The 22,048-nt window shown below is 56.6% G+C and carries 23 protein-coding genes and 1 tRNA gene; 20 read left to right on the top strand and 4 right to left on the bottom strand.

Annotated features, from left to right (window positions below; all coding sequences use genetic code 11):
* Positions 1-187: 187 nt before the first annotated feature.
* Complete coding sequence (locus INT20_RS05390; RefSeq protein WP_193056543.1) at positions 188-841, top strand: YajG family lipoprotein; 654 nt, start codon at positions 188-190, stop codon at positions 839-841.
* Between the two features lie 76 nt (positions 842-917).
* Here INT20_RS05390 and INT20_RS05385 read toward each other — a convergent pair.
* Together INT20_RS05385 and ispB are read right to left on the bottom strand one after the other, a co-directional pair.
* A tRNA-Pro gene (locus INT20_RS05385) sits at positions 918-994 on the bottom strand.
* 86 nt (positions 995-1,080) lie between these two features.
* Entirely contained in the window at positions 1,081-2,085 is a 1,005-nt protein-coding gene (gene ispB / locus INT20_RS05380) for an octaprenyl diphosphate synthase (RefSeq protein ID WP_193056542.1), read from the bottom strand.
* 307 nt (positions 2,086-2,392) lie between these two features.
* On the opposite strand from ispB, the gene rplU reads away from it, so the two are divergent.
* From rplU to proB, 4 genes are all read left to right on the top strand, one after another.
* Entirely contained in the window at positions 2,393-2,704 is a 312-nt protein-coding gene (rplU, locus tag INT20_RS05375; RefSeq protein ID WP_087108812.1) for a 50S ribosomal protein L21, read from the top strand.
* A 31-nt stretch (positions 2,705-2,735) separates the two neighbouring features.
* Positions 2,736-2,993: a 50S ribosomal protein L27 gene (gene rpmA / locus INT20_RS05370; protein ID WP_018917617.1), complete on the top strand. Its 258-nt coding sequence runs from the start codon at positions 2,736-2,738 to the stop codon at positions 2,991-2,993.
* A 140-nt stretch (positions 2,994-3,133) separates the two neighbouring features.
* Positions 3,134-4,327, top strand: a complete 1,194-nt coding sequence (gene cgtA, locus INT20_RS05365; protein ID WP_193056541.1) for an Obg family GTPase CgtA — start codon at positions 3,134-3,136, stop codon at positions 4,325-4,327.
* Positions 4,328-4,452: 125 nt separating this feature from the next.
* Positions 4,453-5,592 (top strand): glutamate 5-kinase, encoded by a 1,140-nt coding sequence (gene proB / locus INT20_RS05360; RefSeq protein WP_193056540.1) that lies wholly within the window; start codon positions 4,453-4,455, stop codon positions 5,590-5,592.
* Between the two features lie 89 nt (positions 5,593-5,681).
* On the opposite strand, the gene INT20_RS05355 is transcribed toward proB, so the two are convergent.
* On the bottom strand, positions 5,682-6,638 hold the full coding sequence (locus INT20_RS05355; RefSeq protein WP_172117796.1) for a DUF1853 family protein: 957 nt from the start codon (positions 6,636-6,638) through the stop codon (positions 5,682-5,684).
* A 171-nt stretch (positions 6,639-6,809) separates the two neighbouring features.
* On the bottom strand, positions 6,810-7,286 hold the full coding sequence (locus tag INT20_RS05350) for a PepSY domain-containing protein (RefSeq protein ID WP_193056539.1): 477 nt from the start codon (positions 7,284-7,286) through the stop codon (positions 6,810-6,812).
* A gap of 228 nt (positions 7,287-7,514) precedes the next feature.
* Between INT20_RS05350 and INT20_RS05345 the strand changes: the two genes are divergently transcribed.
* From INT20_RS05345 to INT20_RS05275, 15 genes are all read left to right on the top strand, one after another.
* On the top strand, positions 7,515-7,835 hold the full coding sequence (locus INT20_RS05345; RefSeq protein WP_407647885.1) for a PepSY domain-containing protein: 321 nt from the start codon (positions 7,515-7,517) through the stop codon (positions 7,833-7,835).
* Entirely contained in the window at positions 7,832-8,506 is a 675-nt protein-coding gene (locus INT20_RS05340; RefSeq protein ID WP_193056537.1) for a response regulator transcription factor, read from the top strand. The genes INT20_RS05345 and INT20_RS05340 overlap by 4 nt, the downstream gene beginning before the upstream one ends.
* Positions 8,503-9,870, top strand: coding sequence for a sensor histidine kinase (locus INT20_RS05335; RefSeq protein ID WP_193056536.1), 1,368 nt, complete (start codon positions 8,503-8,505; stop codon positions 9,868-9,870). The genes INT20_RS05340 and INT20_RS05335 overlap by 4 nt, the downstream gene beginning before the upstream one ends.
* Positions 9,871-9,885: 15 nt before the next feature.
* Positions 9,886-11,805 carry an alkaline phosphatase D family protein gene (locus tag INT20_RS05330; RefSeq protein WP_193056535.1) on the top strand — a complete coding sequence of 640 codons (1,920 nt, stop codon included), beginning with the start codon at positions 9,886-9,888 and terminating at the stop codon, positions 11,803-11,805.
* 240 nt (positions 11,806-12,045) lie between these two features.
* On the top strand, positions 12,046-12,342 hold the full coding sequence (locus tag INT20_RS18040; RefSeq protein ID WP_319643844.1) for a YtcA family lipoprotein: 297 nt from the start codon (positions 12,046-12,048) through the stop codon (positions 12,340-12,342).
* Between the two features lie 3 nt (positions 12,343-12,345).
* Positions 12,346-13,395: a multidrug transporter subunit MdtN gene (gene mdtN / locus INT20_RS05320; RefSeq protein ID WP_193056534.1), complete on the top strand. Its 1,050-nt coding sequence runs from the start codon at positions 12,346-12,348 to the stop codon at positions 13,393-13,395.
* Positions 13,385-15,289, top strand: a complete 1,905-nt coding sequence (locus INT20_RS05315; RefSeq protein WP_193056533.1) for an FUSC family protein — start codon at positions 13,385-13,387, stop codon at positions 15,287-15,289. Before mdtN ends, INT20_RS05315 begins: the two co-directional genes overlap by 11 nt.
* The gene (locus INT20_RS05310) at positions 15,273-16,808 is read left to right on the top strand and encodes a TolC family protein (RefSeq protein ID WP_193056532.1); all 1,536 of its coding nucleotides are present in this window, start codon (positions 15,273-15,275) and stop codon (positions 16,806-16,808) included. Before INT20_RS05315 ends, INT20_RS05310 begins: the two co-directional genes overlap by 17 nt.
* Before the next feature lie 113 nt (positions 16,809-16,921).
* Positions 16,922-17,176 carry a hypothetical protein gene (locus INT20_RS05305; protein ID WP_226912057.1) on the top strand — a complete coding sequence of 85 codons (255 nt, stop codon included), beginning with the start codon at positions 16,922-16,924 and terminating at the stop codon, positions 17,174-17,176.
* 100 nt (positions 17,177-17,276) lie between these two features.
* Positions 17,277-18,242, top strand: a complete 966-nt coding sequence (phnD, locus tag INT20_RS05300; protein ID WP_172117627.1) for a phosphate/phosphite/phosphonate ABC transporter substrate-binding protein — start codon at positions 17,277-17,279, stop codon at positions 18,240-18,242.
* A gap of 79 nt (positions 18,243-18,321) precedes the next feature.
* Positions 18,322-19,158 (top strand): phosphonate ABC transporter ATP-binding protein, encoded by an 837-nt coding sequence (gene phnC / locus INT20_RS05295; RefSeq protein ID WP_193056531.1) that lies wholly within the window; start codon positions 18,322-18,324, stop codon positions 19,156-19,158.
* Positions 19,155-19,991 carry a phosphonate ABC transporter, permease protein PhnE gene (gene phnE, locus INT20_RS05290; RefSeq protein WP_193056530.1) on the top strand — a complete coding sequence of 279 codons (837 nt, stop codon included), beginning with the start codon at positions 19,155-19,157 and terminating at the stop codon, positions 19,989-19,991. The genes phnC and phnE (INT20_RS05290) overlap by 4 nt, the downstream gene beginning before the upstream one ends.
* 16 nt (positions 19,992-20,007) lie before the next feature.
* Positions 20,008-20,823 carry a phosphonate ABC transporter, permease protein PhnE gene (phnE, locus tag INT20_RS05285; RefSeq protein ID WP_193056529.1) on the top strand — a complete coding sequence of 272 codons (816 nt, stop codon included), beginning with the start codon at positions 20,008-20,010 and terminating at the stop codon, positions 20,821-20,823.
* 37 nt (positions 20,824-20,860) lie between these two features.
* Positions 20,861-21,490 carry a histidine phosphatase family protein gene (locus INT20_RS05280; protein WP_193056528.1) on the top strand — a complete coding sequence of 210 codons (630 nt, stop codon included), beginning with the start codon at positions 20,861-20,863 and terminating at the stop codon, positions 21,488-21,490.
* Positions 21,491-21,554: 64 nt separating this feature from the next.
* Complete coding sequence (locus INT20_RS05275; protein ID WP_193056527.1) at positions 21,555-22,043, top strand: C40 family peptidase; 489 nt, start codon at positions 21,555-21,557, stop codon at positions 22,041-22,043.
* Positions 22,044-22,048 lie beyond the last annotated feature (5 nt).

Raw genomic sequence — 22,048 nt, 5'->3', positions numbered from 1 at the left:
AAATGATGCGAAACGGTGAGGTGATCTCAATAGGCAGATCGTTCAAGGCTTGAGGCAATAATGCTGACTTTGTCTAAGTTGACATAGTCCTCTCCAGGGAGGAAGCTTGAACTCCTAGTAAATAACTTTATTAGATGAAAAGCATGTTGCCAAATTAACCAAAGGGGATAAGGCCTTGAGACTTAACATGTATTCAGGGGTAGTGGCAGTCTTTAGTCTAGTATTGCTGTCTGGGTGCGCCACCAGCCGCAGCGAAATAGCGTTGACAGTGCCAGAAGGAAATTCGGATCAACACATAAGTGCTGGACAAGAAGTAGTAATAGGCGAGGTTATCGATCGTCGAGTTTTCGAAGAGGCGCCAAGAGAGCCCAGTACTCCTTCGCTTGGGAAAGGAGGAGCAAGTAAAGCGTCCGATGAGACCAAGGCAAGAGCGGTTGGTCGGAAAAGAAACACCTACGGTATGGCGATGGGGGATGTTCTTTTAGAAAATGGACAGACCGTTGATGAAGTCGTGCGCAGCAATTTGACTCTCGCCCTGCGTGAAACTGGCTATAATGTTCTCGCTCATTCAACTGGCGTCGCCGCAAATACCCCTATTATAGATGTTTACATCGATGAGTTTTGGGCATGGCTCAATCCGGGATGGTCTGGCACGCTGAACACCCGCATCGCAACTGTTCTGGAACTACGATCTAATGAGGAACAGGAGCGCATTTCTGTTCATGCCCTTGAGCACCGGCATCTCGCAACGGATGGCGCTTGGATCGAAATTATTGAAAAAGCGCTGAATGACTATAGAAACGAGGTTATCAGCGTCGCGCCTGACCTGCTCGAAGAATAGGCTAGCGGAAGGGAAGTGTAGATTAAAAAAACGGCCACTTGCTATATTAGCTAAGTGGCCGTTTTTTATATGTTCTTGGTCGGAATAGCAGGATTCGAACCTACGACCTCTGCCTCCCGAAGGCAGCGCTCTACCAAGCTGAGCTATATTCCGAAGGTTGTGAGCGGTGCTCGACAACGGGGCGTATCTTACACAAGTAGACGCTTTTTATCAAGCCTCAGCGCCGCTGTTGTGCGAATTTATGCTTGCCTGTCAACGGCCAAGCGGGCGAGTTGCGCCATGCTGTCGCGATACGGGCTGGGCGAGAGTACCTCTAATTGCGCCAGCGCTTTATCGGCCATTTCATCGGCGCGCTTACGGGTGTACTCAAGTGCGCCCGTGGCGTGAACAATGGCGAGTACGTCATCCAACTGCTCAAGGCCGCCTTTGCGGATCACTTGGCGAATCAGCTTGGCCTGCTCAGGCGTGCCCTGCTCCATGGCGTGAATCAGCGGCAGGGTGGGCTTGCCTTCGGCCAGGTCATCGCCGACATTTTTACCCATGGCGTCGGCATCGCCCTGGTAATCCAACAGGTCATCAATCAACTGGAAGGCAAGGCCCAGGTAACGGCCATATAACTGTAGCGCCTGGGCTTGCTCTGGTGTGGCATCAGCAAGTACGGCACCGCTGTGGCTGGCAGCTTCAAACAGCATGGCGGTTTTACCTTGAATGGTTTCAAAGTAGTCCGCTTCAGAGACGCTGGGGTTGCCAATATTGGTCAGCTGTAGCACTTCGCCTTCGGCGATGGTGCAGGTGGCGCTGGAGAGAATCTCCATGATCTGCATCGACCCAACATCGACCATGAGCTGAAATGAGCGCGAATAGAGGAAGTCGCCGACTAACACCGATGGCGCGTTACCCCAGGCATCGTTGGCGGTTTTTTTGCCCCGCCGCATGTGAGACTCATCCACCACATCGTCGTGCAGAAGTGTGGATGTGTGCATGAATTCGATCAGCGTGGCCAGCGTAATGTGCTTGTCGCCCTGGTAGTCCAGTGAACGGGCTGCCAGCAGTACCAGCATGGGCCGCAAACGCTTGCCGCCGCTTTCAATAATGTATTGGCTAATGGTCTCGACGAGCGGGACTTTCGAGGTGAGCTGCTCAACAATCGTCCGGTTGACGGCTTCAAAGTCATCTGCCACCACGGCGTGCAGCGGTGAGGGCGTAGGGCTGGCAGTCGGGGTTGGGGAGACGTTGGCGGTCATGGGTTCCGTTCATCGCGGCAGGTGGAGGGGTACGCCCCTGAATTGAGGTCATGCTATGGGGCTACCGGGAAAGCGTCAAGGCGCGTGCAGGGTATCCATTCGACGTGCGACAATAATCATCAATTGACAACGGCCTACAGTCTTGTGGTAGAAGGCGATTGTCGTTATAATCCGCGACCCACTCATCATGCTCCCTGTCAGATGGCTCCAAAAGGGGCGCCACTCGCAGCAGGTCAATAAGAGCGTCAGGCGATGAGCGCTGGTTATGCAACGCATAACGGCATTACCGACAAGTCCGGAGAGCGACATGTACGCAATTATCAAAAGCGGTGGCAAGCAGTACCGCGTTCAAGAAGGTCAGACCCTTAAACTCGAGAAAATCGAAGTCGCTACCGGCGAAACGATTGAGTTTGATGAAGTGCTGCTGGTTGCAGACGGCGACGACGTAAACATTGGTGCTCCGCTGTTGAGTGGCGCCAAGGTTTCCGCTGAAATCGTTTCCCACGGCCGCGGTGACAAGGTGACGATCATTAAATTCCGTCGCCGTAAGCACAGCATGAAGCGTCAGGGCCACCGTCAGTGGTTCACTGAAGTCAAAATTACCGGAATTTCCGCGTAAGCGGTTCATTCCCTGAAAGGAGAATTTTGCAATGGCACATAAAAAGGCAGCCGGCTCCACGCGTAACGGTCGCGATTCCGAATCCAAACGCCTCGGTGTTAAGCTTTTCGGTGGCCAAGCAGCGAACGCTGGTAGCATCATCGTTCGTCAGCGCGGCACGCGTTTCCACGCGGGTACTGGCGTTGGTCTAGGTCGTGATCACACTTTGTTCGCACTGAACGAAGGCTTTGTGAAGTTTGAGACCAAAGGCCCGAAAAACCGCAAATTCGTTAGCATCGTTTCTGAATAAGCAACTCTGGTTGCGTAGAACGTAGTTAATGAAGAAAAGCCCCGCTATGGCGGGGCTTTTTTGTCTGTTTAAACCCTCTTGCCCAATGAATGGAGGCAGGAGCGTTGCATATAGGGCGGCGGAAGCGGCCGGGAGAAACTATGCAGTTCGTCGATGAAGCCTCGATTATTGTTGAGGCGGGAAATGGCGGCAATGGCTGTCTGAGCTTTCGCCGCGAAAAATATGTGCCCAAGGGTGGCCCCGATGGTGGTGACGGTGGGCACGGCGGCAGCGTTTACCTGATTGGTGACGATGCGCTCAATACGCTGGTCGACTTCAAGTTTCAGCGTTTTTACAAGGCTGAGAACGGCCAGGGCGGCATGGGCCGCCAGATGAGCGGTAAAGCCGGTGAAGACCTGCACGTTAAGGTGCCGGTAGGCACCACCGTTGTGGACGTTGATACGCTGGAAGTCATCGCGGATATTACCGAAATTGGCCAGGTGGTACTGGTCGCGGAAGGTGGTCGGCGTGGTTTGGGTAACATCCACTTCAAGTCGTCCACTAACCGTGCACCGCGGCGCACCACGCCAGGTACCGAAGGCGACCGACGCAATTTGCGTCTGGAAATGAAGGTGATGGCGGATGTTGGCCTGTTGGGCATGCCCAATGCTGGCAAATCCACCCTGATTCGCTCGGTATCGGCGGCCAAACCTAAAGTCGCCAACTACCCGTTTACCACGCTGGTGCCTAACCTGGGGGTGGTGAAGCTAGGGATGCACGAGCACTTTGTGATGGCGGACGTGCCGGGGTTGATCGAAGGTGCCTCTGATGGTGCGGGCCTGGGGCAGCGCTTTCTTAAGCACCTGACCCGCACGCGGCTGCTGTTTCATGTGGTCGATATAGCGCCCTTTGATGAGTCTGACCCGGTGGAAGCCGCTCAAGCGATTGTGCATGAGCTTGGTCAGTTCTCTCCGGCGCTTTCCGAGCGCCCGCGCTGGCTGGTGTTGAACAAGTTTGATCTGCTGCCGGAAGAGGAGCGCGAAGAGCGCGCCCAAGCGATCATTGACGCGCTTGGCTGGGAAGGCCCGGTGTTCCGTATCTCGGCGATTAGCAATGAAGGCACGGACAAGCTGGTTCAGTCCGCGTACCGCTGGCTGACCGAGCAGCGTCGCCTTGAGAACGAAGACGAAGAGGCGCTGGCCCGCGAGCAGGAAATGCGCCGCCGCATGGAAGATGAGTCGGTCGCTCGTATCGAAGAGCGTCTGGGGCGTCGCCGCAAGCGACCTGCTGAAGAAGCCGACGACGATGACTTCGATGATGATGATTACGACGTTGAGGTCGAGTACGCGCCCTAACGGCCGAAACCGGCAGGCTTGCTCAGCCTGCCAGTAATGGCCGACGTTGAATATTGTTGTCGAATACCATCGCTGAATATCGTTGCTGAATAGCGTTAACAATGTGCCTGATAAGGTAGAGACGGATGGAGAGTCATGAGCAGGGGATGGGCCGCGAAGCGCTAAGCTGTGCGCGCCGCGTGGTAGTGAAAATCGGCAGCGCACTGCTGACCAACGACGGCCGTGGCCTGGATGAAGCCGCTATTGGCGGCTGGGTTGACCAGATTGCCGAGCTTCATCAACAGGGTGTTGAAGTGGTGCTGGTCTCCTCCGGCGCCGTGGCAGCAGGCATGGTGCGGTTAGGCTGGCAAGCACGCCCGAGTGCGGTGCATGAGCTGCAGGCCGCCGCCGCCGTGGGCCAGAACGGCCTTACCCAGTGCTATGAGCAACATTTTGCTCGCCACGAAATGCTCACTGCGCAGATTCTGCTTACTCATGACGACCTTTCCAACCGCAAACGCTACCTCAATGCGTTATCGGCCCTGCGCACGCTGGTGGAGATGCGCGTGGTGCCGGTCATCAACGAAAACGATACGGTGGTGACCGACGAAATACGCTTTGGCGATAACGATACGCTGGGTGCGTTGGTAGCCAACCTGCTGGAAGCGGACGCGTTACTGCTGCTGACCGACCAGGAAGGCCTGTTCGATGCCGACCCACGCCATAACCCCAATGCCCAGATGATCGCCGAAGGGCGCGCAGATGACCCGCGCTTGGCAGCGGTGGCGGGCAGCGGCGGGGCGCTGGGGCGGGGTGGCATGAGCACCAAGGTACGTGCTGCCAAGCTTGCCGCGCGTTCAGGCGCCGTTACAGTGATTGCCAGTGGTCGCCAGCCAGATGTCATTACCCGGCTTATGAGTGGTGAGGCGTTGGGAACGCTACTGCATCCGGAGCAGGCACCGATGGCGGCGCGTAAGCGCTGGCTGGCGGGGCAACTTCAAGTGCGTGGCACGCTGACGCTGGATGCCGGGGCGGTAAAAGTCCTGCGCGAAAAAGGCTCCAGCCTGTTGCCGGTAGGGGTGCGGGGTGTAAAAGGCACGTTCAAGCGGGGCGATATGGTGGTGTGTGTCGATGAGCAGGGCATGCCGGTTGCCAAAGGGCTGGTCAATTACGGCGTGGATGAAGCGCGTCAGTTGGCGGGGCAGCCGAGTCACCAAATTGAGGCTATTTTGGGCTACGTAGAAGCCCATGAACTGATTCACCGCGATAACCTGGTCGTGATCTAGCGCTTGGTTTTTGCCCGGGTATTGGTTGAAATAGAACATCATCAAAACGCCGTTTGCTGTGATCAGTAAGCGGCTTTTTTATGTGTGCGCTACTTTGCCTTGGGGGCGATGGGCACTTGGCGGGGCCAGTCGTTGGGCACAATAAATACCCGCTCAATGCGCTGCTGGTGGGGCAGGTAGAGCATTATTTGCTGGGGCCCGTACTGTTCGATGAGTCGCTCAATGCCAGGTATCACGGCGGCCACTGGTTGAAAATCTTCCGCTCTGGGCGGCGCTAGCCAGTGCGGTTTTCGTAACCAGACTATGCGTAACGACGCACCCAGGCTATCGCGCAGCGCAGGCCAGTCACGCAAAAAACACCACCTGCCGCGGTGATGGTCCGGCGTAGCATGTTGGGGGGAAGGCAGCGCCGTATGCCACGGGTAAAACAAGACGCCCGGCATGGCGAGGCGATGAGTAAGAAGCTCTCCTACCGTGGACGAGCAGGTGGCGATGTCGCGGGGGGTTAGCCAGTGAGCAAGCGTGGCCAGTGCCCCGGGCGTTATGGAGCGCGGCAACTGGTGCTGGCATAAATGAGCGCATTTTAGCGCCAGGCTATCCAGCCCACCAGGACCGATCCAGCGGCTTGGGCTGTCGGCCGGGCCGGGGCCTTCAGGCAGGCCCAAATAAAACTTGATCGCCACTTCCAGATGCACGGGCGCCGGGTTATCGCGGGTGCGGTAAAGCATATCCAGCTCGCCAAGCGTTGTACGCTTTTTAAAGATGCGCACATTTTTGGCGAGTAGCCGCGTGTTAGGCGCGTTATCCAGCAGGAGATGCCACAGCCGCTCGTGGTAGTGCCCCATGCGGCCTGTCTGTTGGCGGTTAACACCTGCGAGTAGCGGCGTTATTTGCTGTAGCCAGTCAGCAGTGCCTGCGGCCAGGCCCAACTCCTGACACGTCGGGCGGCCACCGTTTGGCATGGGCGGCGGGAGCGTGACCAGGTCGGGCGCTGTTATCAACCACGCCAAATCATGCGCTATTTGAGACACCCCCGGCGCTATCATCTCTTCGCTTTTCTCAGCACGATGCCTTCTTACTTCCACGTTATCAGTTCCACGATGTTCTCCCCTTGACAAAACTGTCGCTAGGTAGTGGTAAAAACACAAGCGGGCCCCGTAGGGCCCGCACCGTGTGGTAACACTTAGCCAGCGATAGGGTGCTACCGCTAGCAGCCATTAATCACGGTCAATTTCAGTAATCTCGTAAGAGCCTTGACGCAGGCTTATTTCCAGCTCGCGGCCATTCTCATCCCGGCCTTCGATATCAATAATGCCGCCCTTATCAATGTCGATATCCTCAAACTCGCTCATGCCCTCTTTTCGTGCCGCTTCCAGCGCCTGGCGTACGTCCTCTTCGCTCATTCCCCACGCACCGGTAATTAAGCGTTTACGCTCTTCTTTCAGGGTTTCGCCGTTATCCAGAGAAAATTCAACGTCGGCGTACCACTCATCATCCAGCCAGCCTTCTACCTCGGCGCGTCCACGGCTTTTAATGCTGATCTCTTCATAATGGGTGAATCCATAGTCGACGGCAGGTACCAGCACCTCGTCAACCCGGTCCATGGACAGCGCGTCTGCTTGAGCGCTGCTTGCGGCGGCGGTAAGTAGCAGAGCAGAGGCGGGGATCAACAGCATTTTTTGCATGACGTTCATATCAAATTCCTTCTTTGCTTAATGAATGGCATTGCCTGATGAATGTGGTCTGATACAGATCACTCAGCGAATGCGACAGAGGATTTATAGCACTTCGCTTATTTCCCCAAGCTGAACAATCCATTCATCTAGCGTTCATGTTGCTTCTGGCATTCTAGTTCAATGAAGTCACTCCGCCATCGATTCAAGCACCGACTCTTTTACTGCTTCCTCTCCTCTGCCAAGTGGATGGGCGGGGCGCTGCTGGCTGCCATATTGATAGGCAGCGCTGTAGGTGACCAGCACTGGGAAACACTGCACAGTGAAGTGCGCCGTGGGGAGGTGGTGTCCTTGGAAACCATTTTAGACTGGCTGGAAGCGAACTATCTGGGAGATGTGCTGGAAGTGGAGGTAGAGCGCGAGCAGGGTCTGGTAGAGTATGAAATCAAGCTGCTGGGCCCACAAGGTCAAGTGGTTGAGTTTGAATTTGATGGTCACAATGGTCAGTTAATGAAAATAGAGGGTGTGCGTATCAATGAGATGCGCCGCCCACAAGGTATGACGCCATGAAGTGTTTGCTGGTAGAGGATGATCAGGCGATTGCCCGCGAGCTGAGCCAAGCGCTGCGTGACGGTGACTGGGTCGTTGAGCATGCCGAAAATGGCCAGGAGGCCGACTTTCTGGTACGTACCGAAACCTACGATACGGTAATACTTGATGTAGGTTTGCCCGACGGTGACGGCACGCGTTGGCTGGCTGCCTGGCGTGAAGACGGCATTGATCTGCCTGTGCTGATTCTGACCGCTCGAGAGCGTTGGGCGGATAAAGCGGCGGGCTTTACCGCAGGTGCTGATGACTACGTTACCAAGCCTTTCGAGCCGGGTGAGGTGTTGTTTCGACTGCGGGCACTGGTGCGGCGTACCCACGGCCATGCTCATCCGGTACTCAAAGTAGGTGAACTCAGCCTGGATACTCATACGCAGCACGTTAGCCTGGCGGGCCGCCCGGTAAGCTTGACTGCCCAGGAGACACGCTTGCTTAGCTACCTAATGCATGCCGCTCCCCGGGTCGTCAGCCGAAGCGAGCTTTCTGAACACGTTTACGACCGCGACCATGAGCCCGACTCAAACGTGATTGATGTGCAAATCAGCCGACTACGTCGCAAGCTGGGGGCCTGGCGGTTTGCCACCCTGCGTGGGCAGGGTTACCGGCTCTTGGCAGAAGTGCCCGGCGGCGAATGAGCAAGGTAACGCCCACTTGGCGAACGCGCTGGGCAGGCCGCTCGATTAGCCTTCGCTTGCTGCTGGCCGTTTTAGTCATGATCGGGGTGGCCTTGCCGCTCGCTGGAATGCTGCTCTCGCATCATTACCGAAACGCGGCGACCGAGTCGTTTGATGAACGCCTTGAAGCAACGCTGAACGTGATTATTGCGGGCGTTTCCGTTGACCCGCTAAGTGAGCAGTTGCGCTATGACCGCGCTCTTGGGGACCCACTTTTTGACCAGGTCTTCTCGGGCTGGTACTGGCAAATTACCGATCAACAAACGCACACGATCACCTCGCGCTCGCTGTGGGATCAACGCCTGCCGGTCACCAATAATGAAGAGGTGAGCGCGCGCTCGTTGCCCGGCCCACGTGGGCAATCACTGCGTACCGTCGAGCGAGATATTTACCTGGCCCCTTTAGAAGCCCCTTTGCATATTAGCGTAGCGGCCCGCGATGATGAGCTGAAGGCCGATATACGCGAGTTCCAGCGCTTGCTCTGGCTGGGCCTGATCAGTCTTGGAGTATTGCTGTTAGGCGTGCTGGGCCTACAGGTGCGCTGGGGGCTTGCGCCGCTGCGACGTATGCAGGCCAACTTAAAAGACGTTGAGCAGGGGCGCGCAGCAGCGATGACAACAGACCTGCCTAATGAGCTTGCTACGCTTGCGGCTTCCATGAATGCCGTACTGGCCCGCGACCAGCGCCTGATTGAGCGTGGCCGTCACACGGCAGGTAATTTGGCCCATGCCCTGAAAACCCCCTTAAGCGTTATGCGCTTGCTGGTCCACCAACTGCCTGACGCGCACCGCGCCGCCTGGGAAGCCGAGTTAACCCGAATGGACAGTGCCGTTCGCCATCACTTGGCACGGGCATCTGCCGCAGGTGACGGTGGCCGCTTTGCACCGATTTCGCTGCACGATACGCTATCGCCGCTGCTAAGCGGGCTGGGTCGGCTGGCTCAACGTCGCACGCTTACCCTGCATCAAATGTGGGAAAATCACCCGCGTGTGCACTTGGATGCCCAGGATATTCAGGAGCTTATCGGCAACGTGCTGGATAATGCGCTGCGCTGGGCAAACCACGAGGTGACATTCAGGGTGTGGGTCGTCGACCAGACACTTTGGTTGAGCGTCGGTGATGATGGCCCTGGAATGACGCAGCAAGAGAGCCAGGAGGCACTTGAGCGCGGCAAGCGCTTAGATGAACAGCGCTCCCAAAGTGGCTTGGGTCTTGCCATCGTAGCGGACCTGGTCACGCTCTATCATGGCCAAATGCGCCTTCAGCGCGCAGAGGCTGGGGGGCTTGAGGTCACTGTTGAACTGCCGGTGGTGGCGCATGGCTAAGGGAGAACAAATGCAATGACAATGGATGATGCGTTGCCGGATGTATTGGTCGGCCCGCTACTGCGCCGCATTAGCCCCACACGCTTGGTGTTGTGGTTAGTGGCAACGTGCCCGCTTGATATGTCGCTGGTGCTTTTCCCGGGCGGCAGCAATGAGCAGCGCTTCCACTTAAATGATCATCACCAGTGCCTGCCTATCGGTCGGCACGCGTTTATTCACTTGATTGACCTGCGCTTGCCGCACGCGCTACCCACTGATGAACGCATCGAATACGACCTGCGACTTCAAGCGGCGACGGGGGAGTGGCAGGCGCTGCCCGAGTGGGCGCCCTGGCTGTGCCATGAAGGCGCTGCTTATCCTGCCTTTGTCATTGCCTCACGCCATCACCGGTTGATGCACGGTTCGTGCCGTAAACCTCACCATGCGAGTGCCGATGGGTTAGTGCGCGCCGACAGCTGGCTGGCGGACAAGCAGCAAGCGCCGAAAGAGTGGCCAGCATGGTTGTTAATGACCGGCGACCAGGTGTATGTGGATGATGTCGCAGGCCCCATGCTGCGTGCGGTGCATGCACTTATTGAACGCCTGGGGCTAGTCGATGAGCGGCTGGAGGGCGCCACGGTGGAGGATAGCCAAGCGCTTTATGCCTCGCCTGAGAGCTATTACCAGCGTGAGTCGCTGCTGCCTGATGTCACCAGCAACGTGGCGCTGCGCGAGCGATTTTTCGGCGGCGTTAAAAAGCCGGTGTTTACCTCGGCGAACGCCTCCAATCATCTAATGACACTGGCGGAAATGCTCGCCATGTATTGTTTAGTGTGGTCGCCGGTTGCTTGGCAAATGATTTCCCCAGAGATGCCTGCCCTTAACGATAAAGCAGCCCAGCGTTATCGCGAGGAGCAGGCGGCTTTAGATGATTTTGTGGCCGGGTTACCGCAGTGCGCTCGGTTAATGGCGCATTTGCCCAGCTTGATGATCTTTGACGACCACGATGTTACCGACGACTGGAACCTGACCGCCGATTGGGAGCGCTGTGCGTATGGCCACCCGTTCTCAAAGCGCATTATTGGCAATGCGCTGGTGGCCTATTTGCTCTGCCAGGGGTGGGGCAATGCACCGGATAAGCTTAACCCGCTGGTCGAACAGGCGGCCGAATTGTTCCGTGAGCCAGGGCCGCTTGTGTGCGCCAGGCAGGATGCATTGATCGAACGGCTACTGCGTTTTCAAGGGTGGGAGTTTCAGGTGCCCGGTACGCCTGCGCTGATTGTTTTGGATACCCGCACCCGCCGCTGGCGTAGCGAGCGTAGCCCCCAACAGCCATCCGGATTAATGGATTGGGAAGCGCTGATGGAAATGCAGCAGGCGCTATTGGGTTGCAAAAGCGCTGTCATCGTCTCGCCAGCCCCCATGTTTGGGGTAAAGCTGATTGAAGGCGTTCAGAAGATGTTCACTTGGGCGGGCAAGCCGCTGGTGGTGGATGCCGAGAACTGGATGGCCCACCGTGGCGCCGCCAATACATTGCTGCAAATCTGGCGTCATTCCAAAACGCCGGGCAATTACGTGATTCTCTCTGGCGATGTGCACTACTCGTTTGCTTACGACATTATTGTGCGTCGCCAAAAGCGTGCGCCACATTTATGGCAGGTGACCTCCAGCGGCATCAAGAACACTTTCCCCGTGCAGTTGCTAAATACCTTTGACCGGCTTAATCGGTGGCTCTACGCGCCCTGGTCGCCGCTTAACTGGTTTACCAAACGTCGCAAGCTGAGTATCCACCCGCGTGACCCCAGCGGGGCAAGCGCGGGCGAGCGGCTTTGGAACGCCAGCGGTATTGGCCTTGTAACGCTGGATATCGAGGGCCGCCCGGTGGATATTCGCCAGTTGGACGCCAACGGCAATGACGTTGTCTTTCCCCCGCCCGCTGACCTTCCCTTTATCTGATGACATGTATCTGACGTCAGTGCATGGCAAACAACAGGGCTGTTCGCTGGAATAGCGTGTAGCGCGGGCGGCGGCATAGACAGCCGCGAACCACGCATGCCATAGTAAGCATGCTTAGGGGACGGCATGCACCAGGTGCATCGCCTCATCAAGATCGAACAAAAGTAAAAGGCCCTGTTGGGCACTATTTTGATAGGGGCAGATTTGATAGGGGCAGACTGCAATGAATAGGAGGCTCTGGTGCTGAGAGCAGGCGCCGCCAGGAAAGAACGGCTGCTGAAAAGAACCTTTCTGGCGATCCTTTTGTTGATGGCAGCCACTCCGGCCTTGTCAGCCGCTCCGGCTGTCGGCATGTTTGGTAGCTTCTTTCCTTACTGGCTAATCTCGCTGTTTATCGGTGTGGTGGCAACGATTTTTATCCGTGTCATTTTCGTGGTGACGAAGCTTGATGACATCATTCCGTGGCGTGTCCTGGTATATCTGTCGCTGACGCTGGCCATGACGCTGTTATCTTCTCATCTTTTTTTTGGACGCTGAATCATGAAAGGTCATGCTTCCAAGCGGGTAGCATCCATTGTCGGAGCCGTGATCGCCATTGCCATCATTGCGGGCTCTGCTGTTCTGGCCTACCACAGCTACGAGAATGCGCGCGCCAATCCGCTGTCAGATGATGCCACTCTGAGGGCCGATATTGTCCACATTGCTCCATCGGTCGCGGGCCGCATCGTGGCCTTGCATGTTGAGGAAAATGACTTTGTCCGCAAGGGCGATCTGTTGCTGGAAATTGATGACACTGCCTATCGGCTGGCCCTGAAACAGACACAGGCCGACCTGGCCATGGCAACGGCGGCCAGTGGTGATCAGTCTCGCACTATCCGCGTGGAGCAGGCCAATGCAGAAATTGCCGAGGCCCAAATCAATCGAGCCACGGCAAACCTGACGCTGGCGAACCAGACCCTTGACCGCCTGCTGCCGATGGAGTCCAAGGGGTATGTTTCTCAGCAGCAGATCCACGACGCGCGCACTGTTAAACGCAATGCCGAAATCAGCTTGCAGGAAGCGATTCAGCAGCGTCAAGCCGCTGAGGCGCTGGTGGGTAATGATGAAGCAACCCTGGCGTTGATTGAAGCGCGCCGGGCCGCTCAGGACATTGCCCAGCATGAGCTGGACGGCACTCGGGTCTATGCGCCTGCCGACGGTCGGGTTGTCGGAGTGACCGTTTCTGTGGGTGACTACGCGCTGCCTGCCCAGTCCCAGTTCAATCTGGTCAAGACGGAGACTTGGTATGCTTCGGCCAACTTCACCGAAACCATGCTGGGTAATATCGCTGTCGGTGACTGCGCCACGGTATATGCGCTGGCTAACCGCGACCGTGCCATTAAAGGCACGGTGGTGGGAGTAGGCTGGGGCGTGGCCTCGAAAGACCTGATCGACCTGCCGTTATCGCTGCCGATTGTGCCGAAATCTCTTGATTGGGTGAGAGTTCAGCAGCGCTTTCCCGTCCGCATTCGGCTGGATGACCCGCCAGCAGAATTGATGCGTGTCGGCGCATCGGCGGTGGCAACGGTTCACCACCACGATGGCTGCTGAATCTCCGTGGGGGAAAATCGCCCGCCAGGCGTGGGCGGATATCCAGCCCTTTCCCGGAAGGATGGGCCTGACTTGGCGCGTGGCGCTACTGTGTGCTCTGGTGTCTGCAACGGCCATGATGCTGAAAATACCTGAGGCCGCGATTAGCTGCTATCTGATCATTTTTCTGTCCAAGCAGGATGCCGTCAAGAACTGCATTATGGCTTTGGGCGTCATTTTGATGGCGTCTACCGTGGTGGTGCTGATGATTCCGATCATCAACGTTAGCATCGACAGCCCTGCCATGCGCCTAGCGGTCATGTTTTTCGCCTCGTATATTTTCCTGTTCCTCAGCTCAGCGACTCCGCTGGGCGAGCAGGCGGCCATTGTTGGCTTGGTGATCGCCTTTATCATGACGCTGGTGACCATGGTGCCGGTTGGAGAGGTCGCTGACAAAGGCTTGCTGATGGCATGGAAAATGGCCTGCATGCCGATGTTTTTGATGATCCTTTTTAACCTGCTGTTCGGCACCCCTTCGCAAACACTGGTGCGTAACCGGATTGTCGAAAGACTGCGCTGTGCGGCAGACCGCATCGAGACACAGCAAGCATCAACGGCTTTTAACACCCTGGTGAGCGAAGGTAATGATGACTCGTTGCAGCAAATGCAGCTCGTCAAGCTACTGCACCTGATATCGACGGCACGCTCTCGCTGGCTCAGCGGAGCCACTGAGACAAGTTATCGCATCCTGATTATCGCTGAGGCCCTGCCTGAAAGCCTGAGTCGTGCAGCAAGGAGTGACTTGGCGGTTGAGTTACGCCAAGCGGCGGATGCTATCGCCAATGATACGTGCCCAGTGCTACAGGCGGCGCCGGAGGCGGCAGAAGCCGGCTTACAGCCGCTTTATGTCGCCTTACAGGGTTTGTCCCAGCAGGATGGAGGCGCTGCACAACCGCCGCGTCCGAGAAAAATACCTTTGCTGGCTGCCGATGCGTTTTCCAATCCGATACATCAGCGCTATGCGCTAAAGACATCAGCTGCGGCGGTGCTCTGTTATTTGATTTACACCGGCATGCAGTGGGATGGCATTCATACGGCGATGATCACCTGTTATGTGGCCGCGCTCGGCACTACGGGGGAAACACTGCGCAAGCTGACGTTGCGGATCGTCGGTTGTCTGATTGGCGCAGCGATGGGGATCTTTTCGTTAGCCTTCATCATGCCGCACCTGAGCTCCGTCGGTGGCCTGATGGGGCTGGTGTTCTTTGGCGTGCTGATCGGTGCCTGGGTGTCATCAGGTACTGAGCGGATCTATTATGCCGGCGTGCAGATCGCCTTGGCTTTCTTGCTGACCACTCTCAACGGGTTTGGCCCCAGCTTTGATATCTCCCAGGCCAGCAACCGTATCTACGGCATCCTGCTGGGTATTTTTGTCATCTATGTGATTTTTACCCAGTTCTGGCCGCGTAGCGTCATCAATCAGGTGGCACGGCAGCTCAACGATGTGCTGGATGCCTTGAGCGATCTCAGTACGCTTTCCAGGCAGGATCAACAGTTGCGCACCCAGGCGGCATCTACTGCATATTTTGCACTGGGCCAGGCCGAAGAACTGCTCGATATGGTGCCTTTCGAGCCGTCACGTCTGCGTGCCAGCACTGATGAGCTGAAGCGCGTGGAGAGAATTGTTGAAGAGCTCAATGACCTCACCGGCCAGCTTTACATGGCAGAACAGGATGACGGCACTATCAAAGAGCGCCTGCAGCGACTCAAGTCACAGCTGGTCACTGAGCTTGAAAACCGACGTAACAGGGCGTCTTCGACTTACGAGGGCTCTCCCCTCGACGGCGGCGCGTATAGTGATATAGAACGGCAACTCACTCGGATAGAGCGGATTGTGCATGTTGAGAAAAGCTAGCGTGTTCAGATTAGCCAAGCTCAGAACCTGTATTGCTCTGGGCGTTGTTCTTGGCACTATAGGGGGCCTGCAGGGCTGTGCAACGGATGCGCTAAAGAATACTTCCGCCTCCCCCAGTACACCCTGGGTGCCTCAAGGTCAGTCCGCGCTGTCTGGCGATTTTTCCGTGTCAGGTTCAACTGATATCGGCTTGCTGCCAGACCCGGTGTCACAGGATCTACAGGCGGACAAGGTTTATCAGTTACCCGAACTGATAGACTTTGCGCAACGCCATAACCCGTCAACCCGAATTGCCTGGGAACAGGCGCGCCAGCTGGCGCTGGCCTCTGGAATGGTCGAGGCCACGTTTCTGCCGATCCTGACCGCCAATGTGTTTGCGGGCAGGCAGCAGACCAGCATTCCTTATCGCGGATTGCTGGATGGTGACACTCACCATGTCGATACCACCGTCAGCGGTGTGGCACCGAACCTTGCTTTGCAGTGGCTAGTGTTTGATTTTGGTCGGCGCGAGGCGCTCAGCGATGCCGCCCGACACAATGCCTATGCGGCCAACGTCAACTTCAATGGCGCCCACCAGGCGGTGATCTACAACGTGACGCGTAGCTATTACCAGTACGGTGCTGCCAAGGACAGGCTGGCAATTGCTGAGGAGGTGCTGGTCAACAACCGCCTTCTGCAGGATGCGGCTGAGTCCCGCTACGCCAATGGCACCGGCACCAGTATCGCTGTTGCTCAAGCCCGTCAGCTTGTCGCCCAATCCAACCTGCGGATGGTGCAGGCACAGAGTATGCTGCGCGATCAGTATCAGGAGTTGCTGAGTGCTCTCGGCGCTTCGCCGACGACCCAAATCGAGGTGGCTGGCGCGTCGAATCGCCCGCTACCGGGTATTGACGAGTTGGCATCGGTGGATTCTGCGATTGAGGCGGCACTCAGCAAGCGGCCGGATGTGCTGGCCAGCTATGCTGAGCTGCAAGCTGCCAAAGCGACAGAGCGTGCCGCCGGTGCCGACTTCATGCCCCGGGTATTTGTTGCCGCCGCCACGGGAACCAACAAGCAAAATCTGAGCATTGGTCATTTGCCCAGTATTGGCAACCAGACCACAGGCACCGGGGTGTTCTTGGGGGTGACAATGCCTATCTATGATGGCGGCCTTCTTGCCGCCAAACGCCAGCAGGCAGTCTCTGTCACGGCTTCAGCCGAAGCGGCATTCGAGAAAATTCGCAACACGGCGATGCGCGAGATGGTGGTTGCTGCTGATGCACTGCGCTCCTCACTGGCGGCTTTTGACGCCGCTGATGCGTTGACCGAAGCGGCAGCGGTGACTTACGACGCGGCCTTTGATGCTTATCGCAACGGGGTAGGCACTATCACTGAGGCTACTGCGGCGGAGTCCGGTCTGCTGGATGCAAGGTTGGCACGCTCCGAGGCACATGCGGCAAGCCTGATTGCAGCATCGACGCTTGCGTTCACGCTTGGCGCCATGACCTCAAGCACGTCCCCTTTAGAGGCTATTCCCTGACGCTTGTCCGCCCACCACCCTTCACACGTAAGCTATTTTAGCGCGCTAACTGTCACGCCAATGTCATAAAAAAGTCGCACGCTTACTAACTAGACAGCCCTCGTAAAAAGCCTTTGCAAACTGCCTCTAACATCGTCTCTAACACCGTCTCTAATACAAGAGGCATTCAGCCGTTGACCGCCCAGGAAGCTCAATGGCTTAACCGTATTATTGAATCAGAAGATCTGCACGTGTTGTTTCAACCCATCGCGGATGCCAGCCAGCACTCTATTTACGGCTATGAAGGGCTGATACGTGGGCCTAAAACATCGCCGCTGCGCTTGTTTGATGTGGCCATGCAGGCAGGGCAATTGGTAGAGCTGCATTAAGTGTTTTACAACCGTCATCAAGTGGTCACTTAAGTGTCGCGGTGTTGTCATCTAGCGTCGGCAGGATGGCGCTATCTTTGAACAACATTCCAGGTGACGTATGCATGCTGTGACTCTTCCCCGTACTTTGATCAGCGCTGCTGTTGTCAGTGCCTTTGCTCTGGTTGCCGTTAATGCATCGGCAGACCTCTCTGCGCGCTATGTTGATAACGACGGCGACATGGTAGCGGATGCACCCACGGACGAGTCGCAGTGGGTCGACCCCGATACGTTGGTATTTGCTTATACACCGGTTGAAGACCCGGCTGTTTACGCGGATGTTTGGGCCGGTTTTTTGGACCATCTGAGTGAAGCCACAGGCAAAGACGTTCAGTTCTTCCCAGTGCAGTCCAACGCGGCACAGCAAGAAGCGCTGCGCGCTGGCCGCCTGCATGTAGCGGGCTTTAACACCGGTGGTGTTCCGGTTGCCGTAAACTGCGGTGGCTTCCGTCCGTTTGCCATTATGGCAGCAGACGACGGCAGCTATGGCTATGAAATGGAAATCATCACCTATCCAGGTAGCGGTATTGAGTCGGTTGAAGACCTCGAAGGCCGCCAATTGGCGTTTACCTCTGAGACCTCTAACTCAGGCTTCCGGGCACCTTCTGCGCTGCTGCGCTCTGAATATGGCATGGAAGCAGGGGAAGCCTTCGAGACAGCGTTCTCGGGTTCCCACGATAACTCCATTCTGGGCGTTGTGAATCAAGACTACGACGCAGCGGCCATTGCGAACTCCGTCGGCACGCGCATGATTGCCCGAGGCGTGGTTAATGAAGGTGACTACGACATTATCTACACCTCAGAAACCTTCCCCACCACAGCGTACGGTTTGGCGCATAACTTGAAGCCTGAACTGGCTGAACAGATCCAAGACGCGTTCTTCAGCTACGACTGGGAGGGTTCTGCGCTACAGGCTGAGTTTGCCAACTCAGGTGAAGCGCAATTTATGCCGATTACCTATGAAGAGCACTGGTCCGTTATCCGCACGATCGCCGATGCTAACGGTGTGACGTACGAATGTGACTAAGTAAGCCCTTAATTTTGCAGTTACTCGGCCAGAAGGTTAATCCCTTCTGGCCGTTACATTATGTAGATGAGGTAGAGCGATGTTGACACTCAGCGGCGTTACCAAACGCTATCCAACCGGGGACCGTGCGCTTACCGATATCGAACTTACCCTGCCTAAAGGCCAGGTGATGGCGCTTATCGGCCCCTCTGGTGCGGGTAAAAGTACCCTGATTCGCTGTGTAAATCGCTTGGTAGAGCCTACGGCGGGCAGCATTTGCCTGGAAGGAACAGAGCTTACCAGGCTTTCGGGCAGCGGCCTGCGTAAGGCACGCCGCTCAATGGGCATGATTTTTCAGGAGTATGCGCTGGTTGACCGCCTGACAGTGATGGAAAACGTGCTTTCCGGACGGCTTGGCTACGTGGGCTTCTGGCGTAGCTTTTTGCGTCGCTACCCGCAGGATGCCGTCGCTGAAGCGTTTCGTCTGCTTGAGCGGGTAGGCCTGCCTCACGCTATTGATAAGCGTGCTGATGCGTTGTCCGGTGGCCAACGCCAGCGAGTGGGGATTGCCCGGGCACTGTTACAAAGCCCCAAGCTGTTACTGGTAGATGAGCCAACCGCCAGCCTGGACCCCAAAACCTCACGCCAGATTATGCGCCTGATTCGTGAACTGTGTGCTGAGCGCGAGTTGGCGACGATTATCAATATTCATGACGTGGCGCTCGCCCAGCAGTTTGCGGACCGTATTGTGGGCCTGCGGGCTGGCCAGATCGTGTTTGATGGCCGCCCTGACGAGCTAACCAGCGAGATTCTCACCACCATTTATGGCGAAGAGGATTGGGATACCTCTCCTGAACCTGCCGATGAGCCTGACAGTGAAGCCGTTTCCTGTGAGCGTCGCTCTGTCGCAGTTGAGATGGCTGGGGTAGCGCCATGAGTGAGCAGCGCTCTGCGTATTTTGAAGCCCGCCAACACGCGGCCCGCCAGGGGCATTGGCGTCGGTTACCCCTTGTGCATAGCCAGTGGTTGCGTTGGGCCATTGTCTTGGGGGTGGTGGCTTACCTGGTGTTGGCGCTGGCCTCTGTTGAGGTGAATTGGGCACGTGTGGCGGAAGGCACCAGCCGAGGCCTGCGTTTCATTAGCGCGTTTGCGCAGCCTGATTTTTTCAGCCGTGGTAACGATATTATCAATGGGCTGGTCGAGAGTTTGACCATGACGCTTACCTCCACGGTCATTGGGGTAGCGCTCGCGATTCCCGTGGGACTAGGCGCTGCACGCAACATTGCGCCGCTGCCGATTTATTTCGTGTGCCGTAGCATCATTGCCGTCTCACGTACCTTTCAAGAGATCATTATTGCGATCCTGTTTGTGGTGATGTTTGGCTTTGGCCCGCTGGCGGGGATGATTACGCTGGCGTTTGCGACTATCGGCTTTATGGCCAAACTGTTGGCCGAAGATGTTGAAGACCTCGACTGGCGCCAGGTAGAAGCGGTGAGAGCGACCGGCGCCAGCTGGTGGCAAACCATGAATCACGCTATTCAACCCCAGGTCATGCCGCGCTTAATTGGCCTTTCCATGTACCGTTTGGATATCAATTTTCGCGAATCGTCAGTGATCGGCATTGTTGGTGCAGGCGGAATAGGCGCCACGCTGAATACCTCGCTTAGCCGCTATGAGTACGACACGTCAGCCGCCATTTTGTTGATCATCATCGCGATTGTGCTGCTGTGCGAATACAGCTCAAGCCACGTCCGCCGTTGGACGCAGTAATCTCCGGAGAATCTATATGCCTGTTTCAATCTCCCGGCAAGGGGTCCCGGTATGGCGGCTACGTACCACGCGTGCCCAGTGGCTGCAATTTAGTGCGTGGCTAGTAGGGATTAGCCTGTTCTTGTTCTGCTGGAAGGTGATTTCCGACAACACCATGTGGGTGTTTGTTGAGGATGCTGGACGCCAGGGCAGTGATCTTTTAAGCCGGATGATGCCCCCTAAATGGGAATACGCCAATGTGCTGTGGAAACCCATGTGGGATACGCTGAACATTGCCACGCTGGGCACCGCCTTGGGGATTGTTATGGCGTTTCCTGTGGCGTTTCTCGCCGCGCGTAACACCACGCCGCATCCGCTAGTGCGAAGCCTGGCGTTGATGGTTATCGTGTCGTCACGCTCTATCAATTCGCTGATTTGGGCCATGCTGTTGGTAACGATTTTGGGTCCAGGCGTCCTGGCGGGCATTATCGCCATTGCGCTGCGCTCTATTGGGTTTGTGGGCAAGCTTCTTTATGAGGCCATTGAGGAAATTCACCCGACGCCTGTCGAGGCCATTAGCGCAACCGGTGCTAGCCGTTTACAGGTCATGAACTACGGCGTTCTGCCTCAGGTCATGCCAACGTTTGCGGGTATCAGTGTTTACCGGTGGGATATCAATATTCGTGAATCCACCGTGCTTGGCCTGGTGGGCGCTGGGGGGATCGGGCTTCAGTTGAATGCCTCTATCAATATGCTCGCCTGGAATCAGGTCAGCGTTATTTTTGTCATGATCTTCGCCACGGTATTGGTCTCGGAATGGATATCCGCCCGTGTCCGCCACGCGATTATTTAACCCACGGATTGATAAATCGCCAAGCGAGGAGTTCTGAATGCGCTTTCCTGATGCTGATGTCACCACTATTGATTTGCTGCGCCATGGCGAACCCGTTGGCGGGCGTATGCTGCGCGGTTCTACTGACCACCCGCTGAGTGAAACCGGCTGGCAGCAGGTAACGGATGCCATTATGCGCCATACCGTTGACGGCAGGCCGCCTTATGATGCGGTGCTTACCTCGCCGCTTATGCGCTGTCGTGAGTTTGCGTTGTGGTTAGGTGAAGAGTTTGAATTGCCAGTACAGATTGAAGACGACCTCGCTGAATTACACTTGGGACGTTGGGAGGGCAAAACCCACGCTGAGGTGTTTAGCGAGGAGGGCTCCGCACCGATGAGCGCTTTCTGGAACAGCCCTGAGACTGTATCACCACCGCAGGGCGAGGCGATGGATGTTTTTGATTCACGGCTTGCTGAAGTATGGCAAAACGTGCTGGCAAACCCGCCTGGTAAGCATGTATTGGTAGTGGCGCATCTGTTTGTTTGCAATGGCCTGCTGCGCCAGGTGCTGGGGCAACCGTTAGGGCGTGTATTGGCGATGGATTTGCCTTACGCTGCGATGAGTCGTGTACGCCACGAACGCCATGCGTTAGGCGAAACCAGCTTTATTGAGTGGATTGGCCGTTAGTTGAACTTGGCGCTGCCCTCCCGTTTGCGCCATGATAAGGGCATTGCCACAAGGAGAGCTGCTAATGCCCATCACGCTGGGAAGGTTTACGTTCGCTTTGATGATGTTAATGTGGCTTTCGGGCTGTGCCAGCCGTGATGTCGCTATCGCACCCCCTTCCTCGCCCGCCGAATCCCGCGAAGGGCTCTCCATGGAGCGCGTGCTGATCCTGGCCCATGCTCAGCAGGCCATTGGCACGCCTTACCGCTCTGGCGGCAATACGCCCGACGGCCTCGACTGCTCGGGGCTTGTTGAAATGGCGTATCGCGCGGCCGGTATGCGCGTACCGCGCACCGCAGACGCACAGTTCCGTGCGCTACCTTCAGCCAATACCCCCAAGCCTGGCGACCTGCTCTTCTTTGGAGAGCGTAGCAAGGCCACGCATGTGGGCATCTATCGCGGCAACCAGCAGATGATCCATGCACCGGGAAGTGGTCGCGCCGTGGTCAGCGTTCCCTTGGATGTCGACTACTGGCAGCAGCGCTTTTTAGGCGCCGCTGCACTTGCTCCTTGATACCT

This window comes from Halomonas citrativorans (genome assembly GCF_014898005.1).
GTDB lineage: Bacteria > Pseudomonadota > Gammaproteobacteria > Pseudomonadales > Halomonadaceae > Vreelandella > Vreelandella citrativorans.
This window is presented reverse-complemented; position numbering and strand designations above follow the sequence as displayed.